At 69.9% G+C, this 13,882-nt stretch carries 10 protein-coding genes; 7 read left to right on the plus strand and 3 right to left on the minus strand.

Going from position 1 to position 13,882, the window contains the following annotated elements:
* Positions 1-217 precede the first annotated feature (217 nt).
* The 5 genes from ACWC2B_RS26075 to ACWC2B_RS26095 all read left to right on the plus strand — a co-directional run bounded on the left by ACWC2B_RS26075 (position 218) and on the right by ACWC2B_RS26095 (position 5,618).
* Positions 218-961, plus strand: coding sequence for an ABC transporter ATP-binding protein (locus ACWC2B_RS26075; protein ID WP_450720580.1), 744 nt, complete (start codon positions 218-220; stop codon positions 959-961).
* A 139-nt stretch (positions 962-1,100) separates the two neighbouring features.
* A complete protein-coding gene (locus tag ACWC2B_RS26080; RefSeq protein ID WP_450720582.1) occupies positions 1,101-3,644 on the plus strand; it encodes an ATP-binding protein in 2,544 nt (847 codons plus the stop codon).
* Between the two features lie 43 nt (positions 3,645-3,687).
* The gene (locus ACWC2B_RS26085) at positions 3,688-4,377 is read left to right on the plus strand and encodes a response regulator (protein WP_450720584.1); all 690 of its coding nucleotides are present in this window, start codon (positions 3,688-3,690) and stop codon (positions 4,375-4,377) included.
* A 98-nt stretch (positions 4,378-4,475) separates the two neighbouring features.
* Positions 4,476-4,874: an OB-fold nucleic acid binding domain-containing protein gene (locus ACWC2B_RS26090; RefSeq protein ID WP_450720586.1), complete on the plus strand. Its 399-nt coding sequence runs from the start codon at positions 4,476-4,478 to the stop codon at positions 4,872-4,874.
* A 3-nt stretch (positions 4,875-4,877) separates the two neighbouring features.
* Complete coding sequence (locus ACWC2B_RS26095; RefSeq protein ID WP_450720588.1) at positions 4,878-5,618, plus strand: DUF3159 domain-containing protein; 741 nt, start codon at positions 4,878-4,880, stop codon at positions 5,616-5,618.
* A gap of 77 nt (positions 5,619-5,695) precedes the next feature.
* Here the strand turns inward: ACWC2B_RS26095 and ACWC2B_RS26100 are convergent, their stop codons facing one another.
* Positions 5,696-6,364 (minus strand): potassium channel family protein, encoded by a 669-nt coding sequence (locus ACWC2B_RS26100; protein ID WP_114039927.1) that lies wholly within the window; start codon positions 6,362-6,364, stop codon positions 5,696-5,698.
* Positions 6,364-7,032, minus strand: a complete 669-nt coding sequence (locus ACWC2B_RS26105; protein ID WP_450720591.1) for a potassium channel family protein — start codon at positions 7,030-7,032, stop codon at positions 6,364-6,366. The genes ACWC2B_RS26100 and ACWC2B_RS26105 overlap by 1 nt, the downstream gene beginning before the upstream one ends.
* A 228-nt stretch (positions 7,033-7,260) precedes the next feature.
* Between ACWC2B_RS26105 and ACWC2B_RS26110 the strand changes: the two genes are divergently transcribed.
* Together ACWC2B_RS26110 and ACWC2B_RS26115 are read left to right on the plus strand one after the other, a co-directional pair.
* Complete coding sequence (locus ACWC2B_RS26110; protein ID WP_450720593.1) at positions 7,261-9,306, plus strand: APC family permease; 2,046 nt, start codon at positions 7,261-7,263, stop codon at positions 9,304-9,306.
* 176 nt (positions 9,307-9,482) lie between these two features.
* Positions 9,483-10,853 (plus strand): class I SAM-dependent RNA methyltransferase, encoded by a 1,371-nt coding sequence (locus ACWC2B_RS26115; RefSeq protein WP_450720595.1) that lies wholly within the window; start codon positions 9,483-9,485, stop codon positions 10,851-10,853.
* A gap of 215 nt (positions 10,854-11,068) precedes the next feature.
* On the opposite strand, the gene ACWC2B_RS26120 is transcribed toward ACWC2B_RS26115, so the two are convergent.
* Entirely contained in the window at positions 11,069-13,246 is a 2,178-nt protein-coding gene (locus ACWC2B_RS26120) for a type ISP restriction/modification enzyme (protein WP_450720596.1), read from the minus strand.
* Positions 13,247-13,882 lie beyond the last annotated feature (636 nt).

Here is a 13,882-nt window from a genome sequence, read left to right on the forward strand (position 1 = left end):
GGGGCGCGGCCCATCGGCGTCTCGGAGGTGACGGTTCCGGACATCAACGGACCGTCCCTGCCCGGCACTTGACGGGCGCGGCCGTTGCCGCTCTGCCCGCGTGACCCCCGCTCGCCGGGCATCGCGGGCAGATCTCCCCACGATCCATTGCCCGGCCGGGTGCAAGCTGCACATACTGGCGCCCGGCCGCGCACACGTACGTACGGGGGAGACGGGCATGACGCAGAGCACCAGCGGGCAGGGCGGCGGGACGGCCGTCGCGGGGGAGAGGCCGACGGGGCCGATGGTCCGGGTCGACAACCTCCACCGCTCGTACGGGTCCGGCGCCGCCGCCGTGCACGCGCTGCGCGGGATCTCCTTCGAGGTGCCGCGAGGCGAGCTCGTCGCCCTCAAAGGGCGCTCGGGCTCCGGCAAGACCACCCTGCTCAACCTCCTCGGCGGGCTCGACCAGCCCGACGAGGGCACCATCACCGTGGACGGCACCGACGTCGTAGGCCTTGGCGAGCAGGGCCTGTTGGAGCTGCGCCGCGACCGGATCGGCTTCATCTTCCAGTCCTTCGGCCTCATCCCCATCCTCAGCGCCGCCGAGAACGTGGGCGTCCCGATGCGGCTCAAGAAGGCCGATCCGCGCGAGCGCGAGGAACGCGTCGCGCTGCTGCTCTCCCTCGTGGGCCTCGGCGACCACGCGAAGCAGCGTCCCGGCGAGCTCTCCGGCGGCCAGCAGCAGCGTGTCGCCATCGCCCGAGCGCTCGCCAACCGGCCGGCCCTGCTCATCGCCGACGAGCCCACCGGACAGCTCGACGCCGAAACCGGCCTCGCGGTGATGGAGCTGATGCGCGCCGTCGTGCGCAGCGAGGGCGTCACCGCCCTGGTCGCCACCCACGACAGCCAGCTCCTCGGCCTCGCCGACCGCGTCCTGGAACTCACCGACGGGCAACTCGTCGACCACGGCCCTCGCTGAGCGGCCCGTGACCCCGGGGGCGGGGCATCAGAATCGCGTCAATACGCGGCCCCCGCCCTACCCCCACCCCATTTGCCGGAATTGTTGGCCGTAAGGTCGACGCAGCGTACGCAGCTGAATTCTGAAAGACAATGGGGCCATGGCACGCGGCAAGCTTCGGATCTACCTCGGCGCGGCACCGGGCGTCGGCAAGACCTACGCGATGCTCTCCGAGGCCCACCGCCGGGTGGAGCGCGGCACGGACTGCGTCGTCGCGTTCGTCGAGCACCACGGCCGGCCGCGCACCGAGGTGATGCTGCACGGCCTGGAGCAGATCCAGCGGCGCGAGATCGAGTACCGCGGCGGCGTCTTCACCGAGATGGACGTCGACGCCGTCCTGGAGCGCGGCCCCGCCGTCGCCCTGGTGGACGAACTGGCGCACACCAATGTGCCCGGCGCCCGCAACACCAAGCGCTGGCAGGACGTCGAGGAACTGCTCGCGGCCGGGATCGACGTCGTGTCCACGGTCAACATCCAGCACCTGGAGTCCCTCGGCGACGTCGTCGAGTCGATCACCGGCGTACGCCAGCGCGAGACCGTGCCCGACGAGGTGGTGCGCCGGGCCGACCAGATCGAGCTCGTCGACATGTCGCCCCAGGCGCTGCGCCGCCGCATGGCGCACGGCAACATCTACAAGTCCGACAAGGTCGACGCGGCCCTGTCCAACTACTTCCGGCCCGGCAACCTCACCGCACTGCGCGAACTCGCGCTGCTCTGGGTCGCCGACCGGGTCGACGAATACCTCCAGCAGTACCGCGGCGAGCACGACATCAAGTCCACCTGGCAGGCCCGCGAGCGCATCGTCGTGGGCCTGACCGGCGGACCCGAGGGCCGCACCCTCATCCGCCGGGCCGCCCGGATGGCCGCCAAGGGCTCCGGCAGCGAGATCCTCGCGGTGTACGTGGCCAGGAGCGACGGCCTCACCTCCGCCTCGCCCAAGGAACTCGCCGTCCAGCGCACCCTCGTCGAGGACCTCGGCGGCAGCTTCCACCACGTCATAGGCGACGACATCCCGGCCTCGCTGCTCGCCTTCGCACGCGGCGTCAACGCCACCCAGATCGTCCTCGGCTCCAGCCGCCGCAAGGCCTGGCAGTACATCCTCGGCCCCGGCGTCGGGCAGACCGTGGCCCGCGACTCGGGGCCCGACCTCGACGTCCACATCGTCACCCACGACGAGGTCGCCAAGGGCCGCGGCCTCCCCGTGGCGCGCGGGGCCCGGCTCGGACGGGCCCGCCTCGTGTGGGGCTGGGCGGCCGGCGTGATCGGCCCCGCCCTGCTGACCGTGCTGCTCACCAACGTCGACGCGGACCTCGGGCTCGCCAACGACATGCTGCTGTTCCTGACGCTGACGGTGGCCGCGGCCCTGCTCGGCGGCCTGGTACCGGCGCTCGCCTCGGCCGGGTTCGGCTCGTTCCTCCTGAACTACTACTTCACCCCGCCCGTCCACAAGATCACGATCGCCGATCCCAAGAACATCGTCGCCATCGTCATCTTCGTTCTGGTGGCCGTGTCGGTGGCCTCCGTCGTCGACGTCGCGGCCCGCCGCACCCACCAGGCTGCCCGGCTGCGCGCCGAATCCGAGATCCTCTCCTTCCTGGCGGGCAGCGTGCTGCGCGGCGAGACCAGCCTGGACGCGCTCCTGGAGCGGGTCCGCGAGACCTTCGCCATGGAGTCGGTCGCCCTCCTGGAGCGGGTGAGCGAGGTCGAGCCCTGGACGCGCGCGGGCAGCGTCGGGCCGCACCCGGTCGCCCGCCCCGAGGACGCCGACGTGGACATGCCGGTCGGCGACCACATGGCGCTCGCGCTGTCCGGGCGGGTGCTGCCCGCCGAAGACCGCCGCGTACTCGGCGCCTTCGCCGCCCAGGCAGCCGTCGTCCTGGACCGCCAGCGCCTGGTGGGGGAGGCCGAGGAGGCACGCAAGCTGGCGGAGGGCAACCGCATCCGCACCGCGCTGCTCGCCGCCGTCAGCCACGACCTGCGCACCCCGCTCGCCTCCATCAAGGCAGCGGTGACGTCCCTGCGCTCCGACGACGTCGAATGGTCCGAGGAGGACCGCGCCGAGCTCCTCGAAGGCATCGAGGGCGGTGCCGACCGCCTCGACCACCTCGTCGGCAACCTCCTCGACATGTCCCGGCTCCAGACCGGCACCGTCACCCCGCTCATCCGCGAGATCGACCTCGACGAGGTCGTGCCCATGGCGCTCGGCGGCGTCCCCGAGGACAGTGTCGTCCTCGACATCCCCGAAACCCTGCCCATGGTCGAGGTCGACCCCGGCCTCCTGGAGCGAGCCGTCGCGAACGTCGTCGAGAACGCCGTCAAGTACAGCCCGCCCGGCACCCCCGTCACGGTCGCCGCCAGCGGCATGGCCCAGCGCGTCGAGATACGGGTCACCGACCGCGGCCCCGGCGTCCCCGACGCCGCCAAGGACCGCATCTTCGCGCCCTTCCAGCGCTACGGCGACGCCCCCCGCGGCGCCGGAGTGGGCCTCGGACTCGCCGTCGCCCGGGGCTTCGCCGAGGCGATGGGCGGCACACTGGCCGCCGAGGACACCCCCGGCGGCGGCCTCACCATGGTGCTCACCGTCCGCGCCGCCCCCGGCCCGGGCCGCGCCCCCGCCGACCTCTCCGCCCAGGTCACCTCATGAACCGAACCGCTCAGGCCGTACACGCAGAAGGCAGGTATCCCAGATGACCCGGGTGCTCGTGGTCGAGGACGAGCCGCAGATCGTGCGCGCGCTCGTGATCAACCTCAAGGCACGGAAGTACGAGGTGGACGCGGCCCCCGACGGCGCGACCGCCCTCCAGCTCGCCGCCGCCCGCCACCCCGACGTGGTCGTCCTCGACCTCGGCCTGCCCGACATGGACGGCGTCGAGGTCATCCGGGGCCTGCGCGGCTGGACCCGGGTCCCGATCCTGGTGCTCTCCGCCCGCCACACCTCCGACGAGAAGGTCGAGGCCCTCGACGCGGGCGCCGACGACTACGTCACCAAGCCCTTCGGCATGGACGAGCTGCTCGCCCGGCTGCGCGCCGCGGTCCGCCGCGCCGAGCCGGTCGGTGCGGACGGCGCCGACGACGTGGTGGTCGTGGAGACCGAGGGCTTCACCGTCGACCTGGCCGCCAAGAAGGTCAACCGCGACGGCCGCGACGTACGCCTGACCCCGACCGAGTGGCATCTGCTCGAAGTCCTCGTGCGCAACACCGGCCGCCTGGTCAGCCAGAAGCAGCTGCTCCAGGAGGTCTGGGGGCCCTCGTACGGCACCGAGACCAACTACCTGCGGGTCTACATGGCCCAGCTGCGCCGCAAGCTGGAGCTCGACCCCTCGCACCCGCGCCACTTCATCACCGAGCCGGGCATGGGCTACCGCTTCGAACGCTGATGCCCGCCGACCACCGCCGGACCGGCGCCGACCACGGCCGAAGCCTTGCCGACCACGCGCTTTGATCCCGTGAGGGTGTCCCCCGGTACCCTTTCTGTATGAGTGCTGACCTTCGTACCGAGAAGCCCGCGGGGCGCTTCCGCCGGATGCTCGACCGGCTGTCCACCTCGCAGGAGGATCTGCACTCCGCGGAACTGCAGGAGGACACGCAGGCCACGGGGTGCACCCGCATCTCCGAGTGCGGTGACCGCCAGATAGTCAAAGTGACTGGTACCTTGCGGACCGTCACCCTGCGTCCCCGGGCGGGCGTGCCGGCGCTGGAGGCCGAGCTCTTCGACGGCACCGCCCCACTGGACGTGGTGTGGCTGGGACGGCGCTCGATCGTGGGCATCGAGCCGGGCCGCAAGCTCATCGCTTCGGGCCGGATCTCCATGAGCCACGGCCGGCGGGTCCTGTTCAACCCCAAATACGAACTCCGACCGCTCGGACAGGAGTAGCCGGTGACGTCAGTCGACAAGCCGACCACCACCCCCACGCCCACCAAGCCCGCCGACGACGCGAAAGCCGTGACCGAGGCCGCGCTCTTCGAGGCGTTCGGCGGGGTGCGCGGCATGGTGGAGACGGTCCTGCCGGGACTGCTCTTCGTCACGATCTTCACGGTCAACAAGGACCTGCACACCTCGGCGATCGCCGCCCTCGCGGTGTCGCTGCTGCTCGTCGTCGTCCGCCTGGTCCGCAAGGACACCATGAAGCACGCCTTCAGCGGCGTCTTCGGCGTGGCCTTCGGCGTGGTCTTCGCGATGATGACGGGCAACGCCAAGGACTTCTACCTGCCGGGCATGCTCTACACGCTCGGCCTGGCGCTCGCGTACATCGTGACCACCGTGTGCGGAGTGCCGCTGATCGGGCTGATCCTCGGCCCGGTCTTCAAGGAGAACCTGTCCTGGCGCACCCGCAACCCGGGCCGCAAGAAGGCGTACGCGAAGGCGAGCTGGGCCTGGGGGCTCATCCTGCTCGCCAAGTGCGCGATCCTCTTCCCGCTGTACTGGTGGGCCAACACCTCGCAGCTCGGCTGGGTCCTGATCGCCCTGAAGATCCCGCCGTTCCTCCTCGCGGTCTGGCTCACCTGGGTCTTCCTCGCGAAGGCCCCGGCGCCGATCGACGTCTTCGCCGAGATGGAGGCGGAGGAAGCGGCCGAGAAGGCCCGCAAGGCCGCCGCCCACGGCGAAGCCGGAGCGTAACCCGCCTGCCATAGCAGGACGAAGGGCCCGGAACCGTAGCGGTTCCGGGCCCTTCGTCTCTGCGGATGCGCGGTGGGTCAGTCCTCCCGGCGGACCGACAGCAGGTCCTCCAGCTGCTCCTCGCGGGCCTGCGCGGCCACGAACAGCAGCTCGTCGCCCGCCTCCAGGGTCTCCTCCTGGCTCGGCGTGAGCACCCGTGTACCGCGGATGATCGTGACCAGCGAGGTGTCCTCGGGCCAGGCCACGTCCCCGACCTGCGTGCCCGCCAGCGCCGACTCCGGCGGCAGCGTCAGCTCAACCAGGTTGGCGTCGCCGTGGCTGAAGCGCAGCAGGCGTACGAGATCGCCGACGCTCACCGCCTCCTCGACCAGCGCCGACATCAGACGCGGCGTCGAGACGGCGACGTCCACGCCCCACGACTCGTTGAACAGCCACTCGTTCTTCGGGTTGTTGACCCGGGCCACCACCCGCGGCACCCCGTACTCGGTCTTCGCGAGCAGCGAGACGACCAGGTTCACCTTGTCGTCACCGGTGGCCGCGATGACCACGTTGCAGCGCTGCAGCGCCGCCTCGTCGAGCGAGGTGATCTCGCAGGCGTCCGCGAGCAGCCACTCCGCCAGCGGCACCCGCTCCACCGAGATGGCGGTGGGCGCCTTGTCGACGAGGAGCACCTCGTGCCCGTTCTCCAGGAGCTCGCCCGCGATGGAACGGCCCACCGCGCCGGCCCCGGCAATCGCAACCCGCATCAGTGACCGCCCTCCTCGGGGCCCTGGGCGCACGCCGCCTCGACCTTTTCGACCTCGTCGGTACGCATCATGACGTGCACCAGGTCGCCCTCCTGCAGCACCGTCTGGGACGTCGGAAGCACCGCTTCGCCCAGCCGGGTGAGGAAGGCGACACGTACGCCGGTCTCCTCCTGCAGCTTGCTGATCTTGTGGCCGATCCAGGCCGTCGAGGTGTGCACCTCGGCCAGCTGCACGCCACCGCTCGGGTCGCGCCACAGAGGCTCCGCGCCGGACGGCAGCAGCCGCCGCAGCATCTGGTCGGCGGTCCAGCTGACCGTGGCGACCGTCGGGATGCCGAGCCGCTGGTAGACCTCGGCACGGCGCGGGTCGTAGATCCGCGCCGCCACGTTCTCGATGCCGAACATCTCGCGCGCCACTCGGGCCGCGATGATGTTGGAGTTGTCGCCGCTGGAGACCGCGGCGAACGCCCCGGCCTCCTCGATGCCCGCCTCGCGCAGGGTGTCCTGGTCGAAGCCGACGCCGGTGACCCGGCGCCCGCCGAAGCCCGAACCCAGCCGGCGGAAGGCCGTGGGGTCCTGGTCGACCACCGCGACCGTGTGCCCCTGCTGTTCCAGGGTCTGCGCGAGAGCGGCTCCCACTCGCCCGCAGCCCATGATGACGATGTGCACGTCCCCTTACCCCGCACTCCTGGTCGCCCCGATGACCTGCGCAAACACCCTGCTCACTTCTTCCTTCTCGGCTAGCCGGGCAACAGCGTGGCAACAGAAATCCACGTTGCCGCCTGATGAGCTTATGCGGCCCGCCCCGGGATGCACTCACTCAGTGCCCCCATCACGCAATGCCGTTGCCGGGAGCCGGGTGGGCCTTATTCAGACAGAGCGCTTACGATCCTCTGCGTGTCCAAACTGACCGACGTGCCCAAACGGATCCTGATCGGCCGGGCGCTGCGCAGCGACAAGCTGGGAGAAACGCTCCTCCCCAAGCGCATCGCACTCCCCGTCTTTGCCTCCGACCCGCTCTCTTCCGTTGCGTACGCACCCGGAGAAGTACTCCTGGTGCTCTCCGTGGCGGGTGTGTCGGCGTACCACTTCAGTCCCTGGATCGCGGTCGCGGTCGTGGTGCTGATGTTCACCGTGGTCGCCTCCTACCGGCAGAACGTGCACGCCTACCCGAGCGGCGGCGGTGACTACGAGGTCGCCACCACCAACCTCGGTCCCAAGGCAGGACTCACCGTCGCCTCCGCCCTGCTCGTCGACTACGTCCTGACCGTGGCCGTCTCGATCGCCTCCGGCATCGAGAACCTCGGCTCCGCGATCCCCTTCGTCGTCGAGCACAAGGTGCTGTGCGCCGTCGCCGTGATCGTGCTGCTCACCCTGATGAACCTGCGCGGCGTGAAGGAGTCGGGCAAGCTCTTCGCGATCCCGACATACGTCTTCGTCGCCGGCGTCTTCATCATGATCGCCTGGGGTGCCTACCGCGGGCTCGTCCTCGACGACACCATGAAGGCACCGACCGCCGACTTCACGGTCCGGGCCGAGCACCAGGGCCTGGCCGGCTTCGCCCTCGTCTTCCTGCTGCTCCGCGCCTTCTCCTCCGGCTGTGCGGCGCTCACCGGTGTCGAGGCCATCAGCAACGGTGTCCCCGCCTTCCGCAAGCCCAAGTCGAAGAACGCCGCGAGCACCCTGGCCCTGATGGGCGGCCTGGCCGTCACCATGTTCTGCGGCATCATCGCGCTGGCCATGACCACCCACGTACGGATGGCCGAGAAGCCCGGCGAGGATCTGCTGCACAACGGAGCCCCGCTCGGCTCCGGATACGTCCAGAACCCGGTGATCTCCCAGGTGGCCGAGGCCGTCTTCGGCAACGGCAGCTTCCTGTTCATCGTGCTCGCCGCGGCCACCGCCCTTGTCCTGTTCCTCGCAGCGAACACCGCGTACAACGGCTTCCCGCTGCTCGGCTCGATCCTCGCCCAGGACCGCTACCTGCCCCGCCAGCTGCACACCCGCGGTGACCGCCTCGCGTTCTCCAACGGCATCGTGCTGCTCGCCGGCGCCGCGGTCCTGCTCGTCGTGATCTACGGGGCGGACTCGACCCGGCTGATCCAGCTGTACATCGTCGGCGTCTTCGTGTCGTTCACGCTCAGCCAGACCGGCATGGTCCGCCACTGGAACCGCCACCTGGCTACCGAGAACGACCCGGCCAAGCGCCGCCGCATGATCCGCTCCCGCGCGATCAACGCGTTCGGCGCGTTCTTCACGGGCCTGGTGCTCGTGGTGGTCCTCGCGACGAAGTTCACCCACGGCGCCTGGGTCGCGCTGCTCGGCATGGTGATCTTCTACGGAACGATGACCGCGATCCGCAAGCACTACGACCGGGTCTCCGAGGAGATCGCGGCCGCCGAGGAACGTCCCGACGAGTACGTGCGCCCCTCGCGCGTGCACTCCGTCGTCCTCGTCTCCAAGATCCACAAGCCGACTCTGCGCGCCCTCGCCTACGCCAAACTCCTGCACTCCAACCAGCTGGAGGCGCTCAGCGTCAGCGTGGACGCGGCCGAGACGAAGGCGCTCAAGGACGAGTGGGAGCGGCGCGGCATCGACGTACCGCTGAAGATCATCGACTCGCCGTACCGCGAGGTGACCCGGCCGGTGATCGAGTACGTCAAGGGCCTGCGCCGGGAGAGCCCGCGCGACGCGGTCAGCGTCTACATCCCGGAGTACGTGGTCGGCCACTGGTACGAGCACCTGCTGCACAACCAGAGCGCGCTCCGGCTCAAGGGCCGCCTCCTTTTCACCCCCGGCGTCATGGTGACCTCCGTCCCCTACCAGCTGGAGTCCTCCGAGGCCGCCAAGAAGCGGGCCCGCAGGCGGGCGGACTGGAACGCGCCGGGTTCGGTGCGACGGGGCCCGGTGTCCCGGCCCAAGGAGCCGAGCAACAAGAGCTGAGCGGGGCTGGTGCCGGTGGCGGGTGTTCGGCGCGGCACTCGCGCCGGAGCCAGAGCCGGAGCCGTGCCTGTGGCGGGCGGCCGGGCGACACCCACGTAGACTGGTGGGCTGTTCGCCCGGCCGTCCGCCGTTTGTCCCCCTCGTTACCCCCCTCGCGACCCTGGAGTCACCCACCCATGCAGCAGAACGCATCCGAGCCGTCGGCATCCGAGCCGTCGGTGCCCGAGCCGTCGCTGTCGTCGCTGGTCGGGGAGGAGTACGAGGTCGAGGTCGGCCCCGTCGCGCACGGCGGCCACTGCATCGCCCGCACCGCCGAGGGCCGCGTCCTGTTCGTACGCCATGCCCTGCCCGGCGAGAAGATCGTCGCCCGTGTCACCGAGGGCGAGGAGGACTCGCGCTTCCTGCGCGCGGACGCGGTACGGATCGTCGAAGCGTCCAAGGACCGCGTCGAGGCGCCCTGCCCCTTCGCCGGCCCCGGCAAGTGCGGCGGCTGCGACTGGCAGCACGCCAAGCCCGGCGCCCAGCGCCGCCTCAAGGGCGAGGTCATCGCCGAGCAGCTCCAGCGGCTCGCGGGTCTGACCCCCGAGGAGGCCGGCTGGGACGGCACGGTCATGCCCGCCGAGGGCGACAAGCTGCCCGCGGGCCAGGTCCCGGCGTGGCGCACCCGCGTCCAGTACGCGATCGACGACGAGGGCCGCGCGGGCCTGCGCAAGCACCGCTCGCACGACGTCGAGCCGGTCGACCACTGCATGATCGCCTCGCCGGGCGTCTCGGAGCTGGGCATCGAGAAGCGCGAATGGCCGACGCTGGCGTCGGTCGAGGCGATCGCCGCCTCGGGCTCGCACGACCGCCAGGTGGTGCTGACCCCTCGCCCCGGCGCCCGCCTGCCCCTGGTCGAACTGGACAAGCCGGTCTCGGTCCTCCGGGTCGAGGAGAAGGACGGCGGAGTGCACCGCGTCCACGGCCGGGCGTTCGTCCGCGAGCGCGCGGACGGCCGCACCTACCGCGTCGGCATGGGCGGCTTCTGGCAGGTCCACCCGCAGGCACCGGACACCCTGGTGAAGGCCGTGATGCAGGGCCTGATGCCGCGCAAGGGCGAGATGGCGCTCGACCTGTACTGCGGCGTCGGCCTGTTCGCCGGAGCGATCGCGGAGCGCGTCGGCGAGACCGGGGCCGTCCTCGGCATCGAGTCCTCCAAGCGAGCCGTCGAGGACGCCCGCCACAACCTGGCCGACCTGACCCGGGTCCGCATCGAGCAGGGCAAGGTCGAGCAGGTCCTGCCCCGTACCAAGATCACCGAAGCCGACCTGATCGTCCTGGACCCGCCCCGCGCGGGCGCCGGCAAGCAGACGGTCAAGCACCTGGCAGCCCTGGGCGCCCGCCGCATCGCCTACGTGGCCTGCGACCCGGCGGCCCTGGCCCGCGACCTGGCGTACTTCGCGGAGGCGGGGTACCGGCCGCGGACTCTGCGGGCGTTTGATCTGTTTCCGATGACGCATCATGTGGAGTGCGTGGCGATTCTGGAGCCGGTCAAGGACGAGGACTGACCTGCGGGTTCGCGGCGTCCGTCGGCCACTCGACCTGTTTCCGGTGATTCATCGGGTCGAGTGGGCGTTCTTCCATTGAGGGTGGTCTGACCTGCGATTACATGCAGAGGCGGCAGCCAGGCCACCTGCAGAGCCACTCCGCAGCTTGGAATCTTGACGCTCAAACGACGCTCGTCCTGAGCAACCGCCAGAGCCCGATAGCGCCCCGGCGGGGGTCAGTCCGGGAAGTCGAGGCTCTCCTGACCGGGTCCAGGGGTGCGCCGAGACCTCCGCGGCGGCTTCGGTTCCTTGGTCGAGTAGGCAGGTACGGGCAGGATGCCCTCGCTCCGGAGGTCGTCGGTGGTGATGAGCGGGCCACTGCTCACGGCGTCCAGGAGTCGGGCCTGTCGGGGTTCGAGGGCTACGAGGAGCCCGAGCGCGTTGATGAGGTCCAGCAGGTCGATGGTCCACCGGGTAGGCCAGGTTGGAGGCAGAATGTCGTTCAACGGGGTCTGCCGCTCCACGTCCGGTTTGCGTTTGCGGAAGCTGAACCACTTGCGGATCACCTGCACCCCGCCGATCCGGTAGTCCCAGACCGCCGGCGCCACTGGACGTATGCAGCCGGTGCCTATCGTGAGGGTTCGCGTGGGCGCGTCGTAGGAGATGTACTCCGGTAGCCCGTCGACCTCTCCGATCGCGACGACGGGTTCTGGTTGCTCCTCCGGGGGAAGCCTCGGAGTCGATCGAGGCAGACGATCATGGTGGTGAGAGGTGAAGCGCCGGCCGTAAGTGTGGATCCACACCGTGCGCCTGCCCACTTCCACCACCTCCGCCCACAGGGCCGGGGCGCGCGTCAGGGGGATACGGGTGCCCCGCTCGGCGAGGTTTGTGGAGAATCGTCGGGTGTAGCCGCTGTGGCCGGCTGTTCCCGCGATGTACGCGAAGAGGTCCTCGGCGGTGACCGTCACGCCGTGCGTTTTGGTGAGCAGCCGCAGCAGGCCAGGGGTGACGTTTGGTTCAGCCTTGTGGGGGTGGCGGTAGAGAGGGGCGACGCGGCCGCCTTCGGTGCCTTTGAAGTGGTGCATGTCGGGCAGAAGGGCGGTGAAGCTCACCGCTGGTCCGGCGCGGCCCGACTCCGTATGAAGCTCGGAGAGGTAGATCTGCCGTCGGTCGTTGTGGGCGAACCACAAGGCCGGTCGCGGAAAGTCGATCACTCGCCTGTCCGCGATGATGTACTGCCTGTCGAAGGTCATCCGGCCGTAGGGAACGATGACCGGCACCGTCTCCCTCTCCACGGCAAGGCTGTCCCTTGCCTGCTGGCCGGGCAGTGGTGGTTCCGGCTTGTCCGGACGGCGGTCTCTGGTGGTTTTCAGCAGTGCGGCCTTGTTCTCCGTTGGGGCTTGGACGAGCCTGCGCCAACGGCTCTCCAGGACGTCTCGGCTGGGTGAGACGGGCCAGTTGCGGTTGTTCTTGTTGCCGGAGCTCGTCCAGGGCAGTAGGGCGTCCACCGGTGGCATTGCCGACCACTCGGAGTCGGACGTGACGTGAAAAGGCGCGGTCCACTCTGTGGGGCAGAGCTGCCAGGAGGTCCCGCCGCGATGGCCGTCGAGGCCAAGCCCTTCCAGCCAGTTGAACTTCTCCTCGCGTGTGCCCGCAGGGACGTCGAGTCGCCACACCCGCGCTGGGGTCCTCGTGTCTGGCGCACCCCGGCGGACGAAGACAGCGATGCAGACCTCGCGCTTGACTCCCTGGAAGACACGGGTGCGCGTGTCGGAGTACGGGCCTTCGGGGGAGAGACCGATGATCCAACCCTCGTCGGCGGCTTCGCGCAGGTAGTGACGCATGCCGGCCGCGCCATCGCTGTCCAGGTAACCGGAGTTGGTGATGAGGGCAACGATCCCGCTCGGGGCCTTCGGCGCTCCTGAGGCCGTCACCTGGTCGAAGACTTTCCAGGTCGACCATGCCCAGAAGTAGACATAGAGATTGTCAAGGGCGTACCCGACGCGCCCGTTGTCCTCGGGATGGAAGCGGGCGAGGATCGGGCCCCGGTCGTTCGGGTTGCCCTCGGCGACCCAGCGTCCGACGCCCGACTGTCTCGCACCCCGAAGGTAGGGCGGATTTCCGATGACCACCACGACCTTCTCGTCCGCCTTGATCCTGTTTGCCATGCGGCGGTGGCGGGCGATCGCCTCGTACATAAAGCCCAAGTGGTGCTCGACGGCGGGATCGTCAAGCGTGTCGGCTACCAGAAGCCTTGGCGGGCGACGCGTGACATCGGCGTCGTGGGACTGGAAGGCGTGGTGCACCCTGAGTTCGGCGACCGCGTACGGCCCGGTCTGTTTCTCCAACCCCACCAGTCGGCCCGCGAGTTCTTGGAGAAGCCCGGACTTGAGCGCCTCTTGATCTTCTCCCACTGCTTCCGGTCGTGGGACTTCGATGACCACTTCTCCGGATCGACCCCGGAGCCCGGCTGCTTCAGCTCCACGTGCCCTATGGTCCTGCCGCCGCAGGCGATGGCGAAGTCGGGCCGGATCCCGAGATCCTTGACACGGCTCTGACCGTGGGCGATGAGCTAAGGCGTTGCCGCGAGGCCATACCGCGCAGCAGTTGCTCCACCGGTGCGGTGAGGCTGTCTTCCTTGCTGCTGACGGCCCCTGCGGGCCCTTGCAGCTTGGCCCTGACCTCCTCGCCGAACCGGGCGACGAGGTCTGCGACCGATCCGGTCGTGCCCTTCCGCGCCCAGGCGTCCCCACTTGCCGTCGGCCCCCCAAGGTTGCACCTACGCCGACGATCAGACCCATACAGGATGCCCATGACGTATCAAGCAGCAAACACCGATGAATATGGGTTGATTGGCGGCATGTATCGAAAACCCGCGTACGGAGAGGGTGTTGGAACGCGTCCCACCTCGCCTCAATAGGGGTCTCCCGGGCTACCGCCTCTACAGCGACCGCCGTCGGCCTCGAACCGGAACGCCGCGTACTTGATCCCCTGGACCACGTCGCGGGATCCGGCCTGCGTAGGTGGGAAGGCCGGCCCTGGTCGGAACA

The organism is Streptomyces sp. NPDC001415 (genome assembly GCF_053597395.1).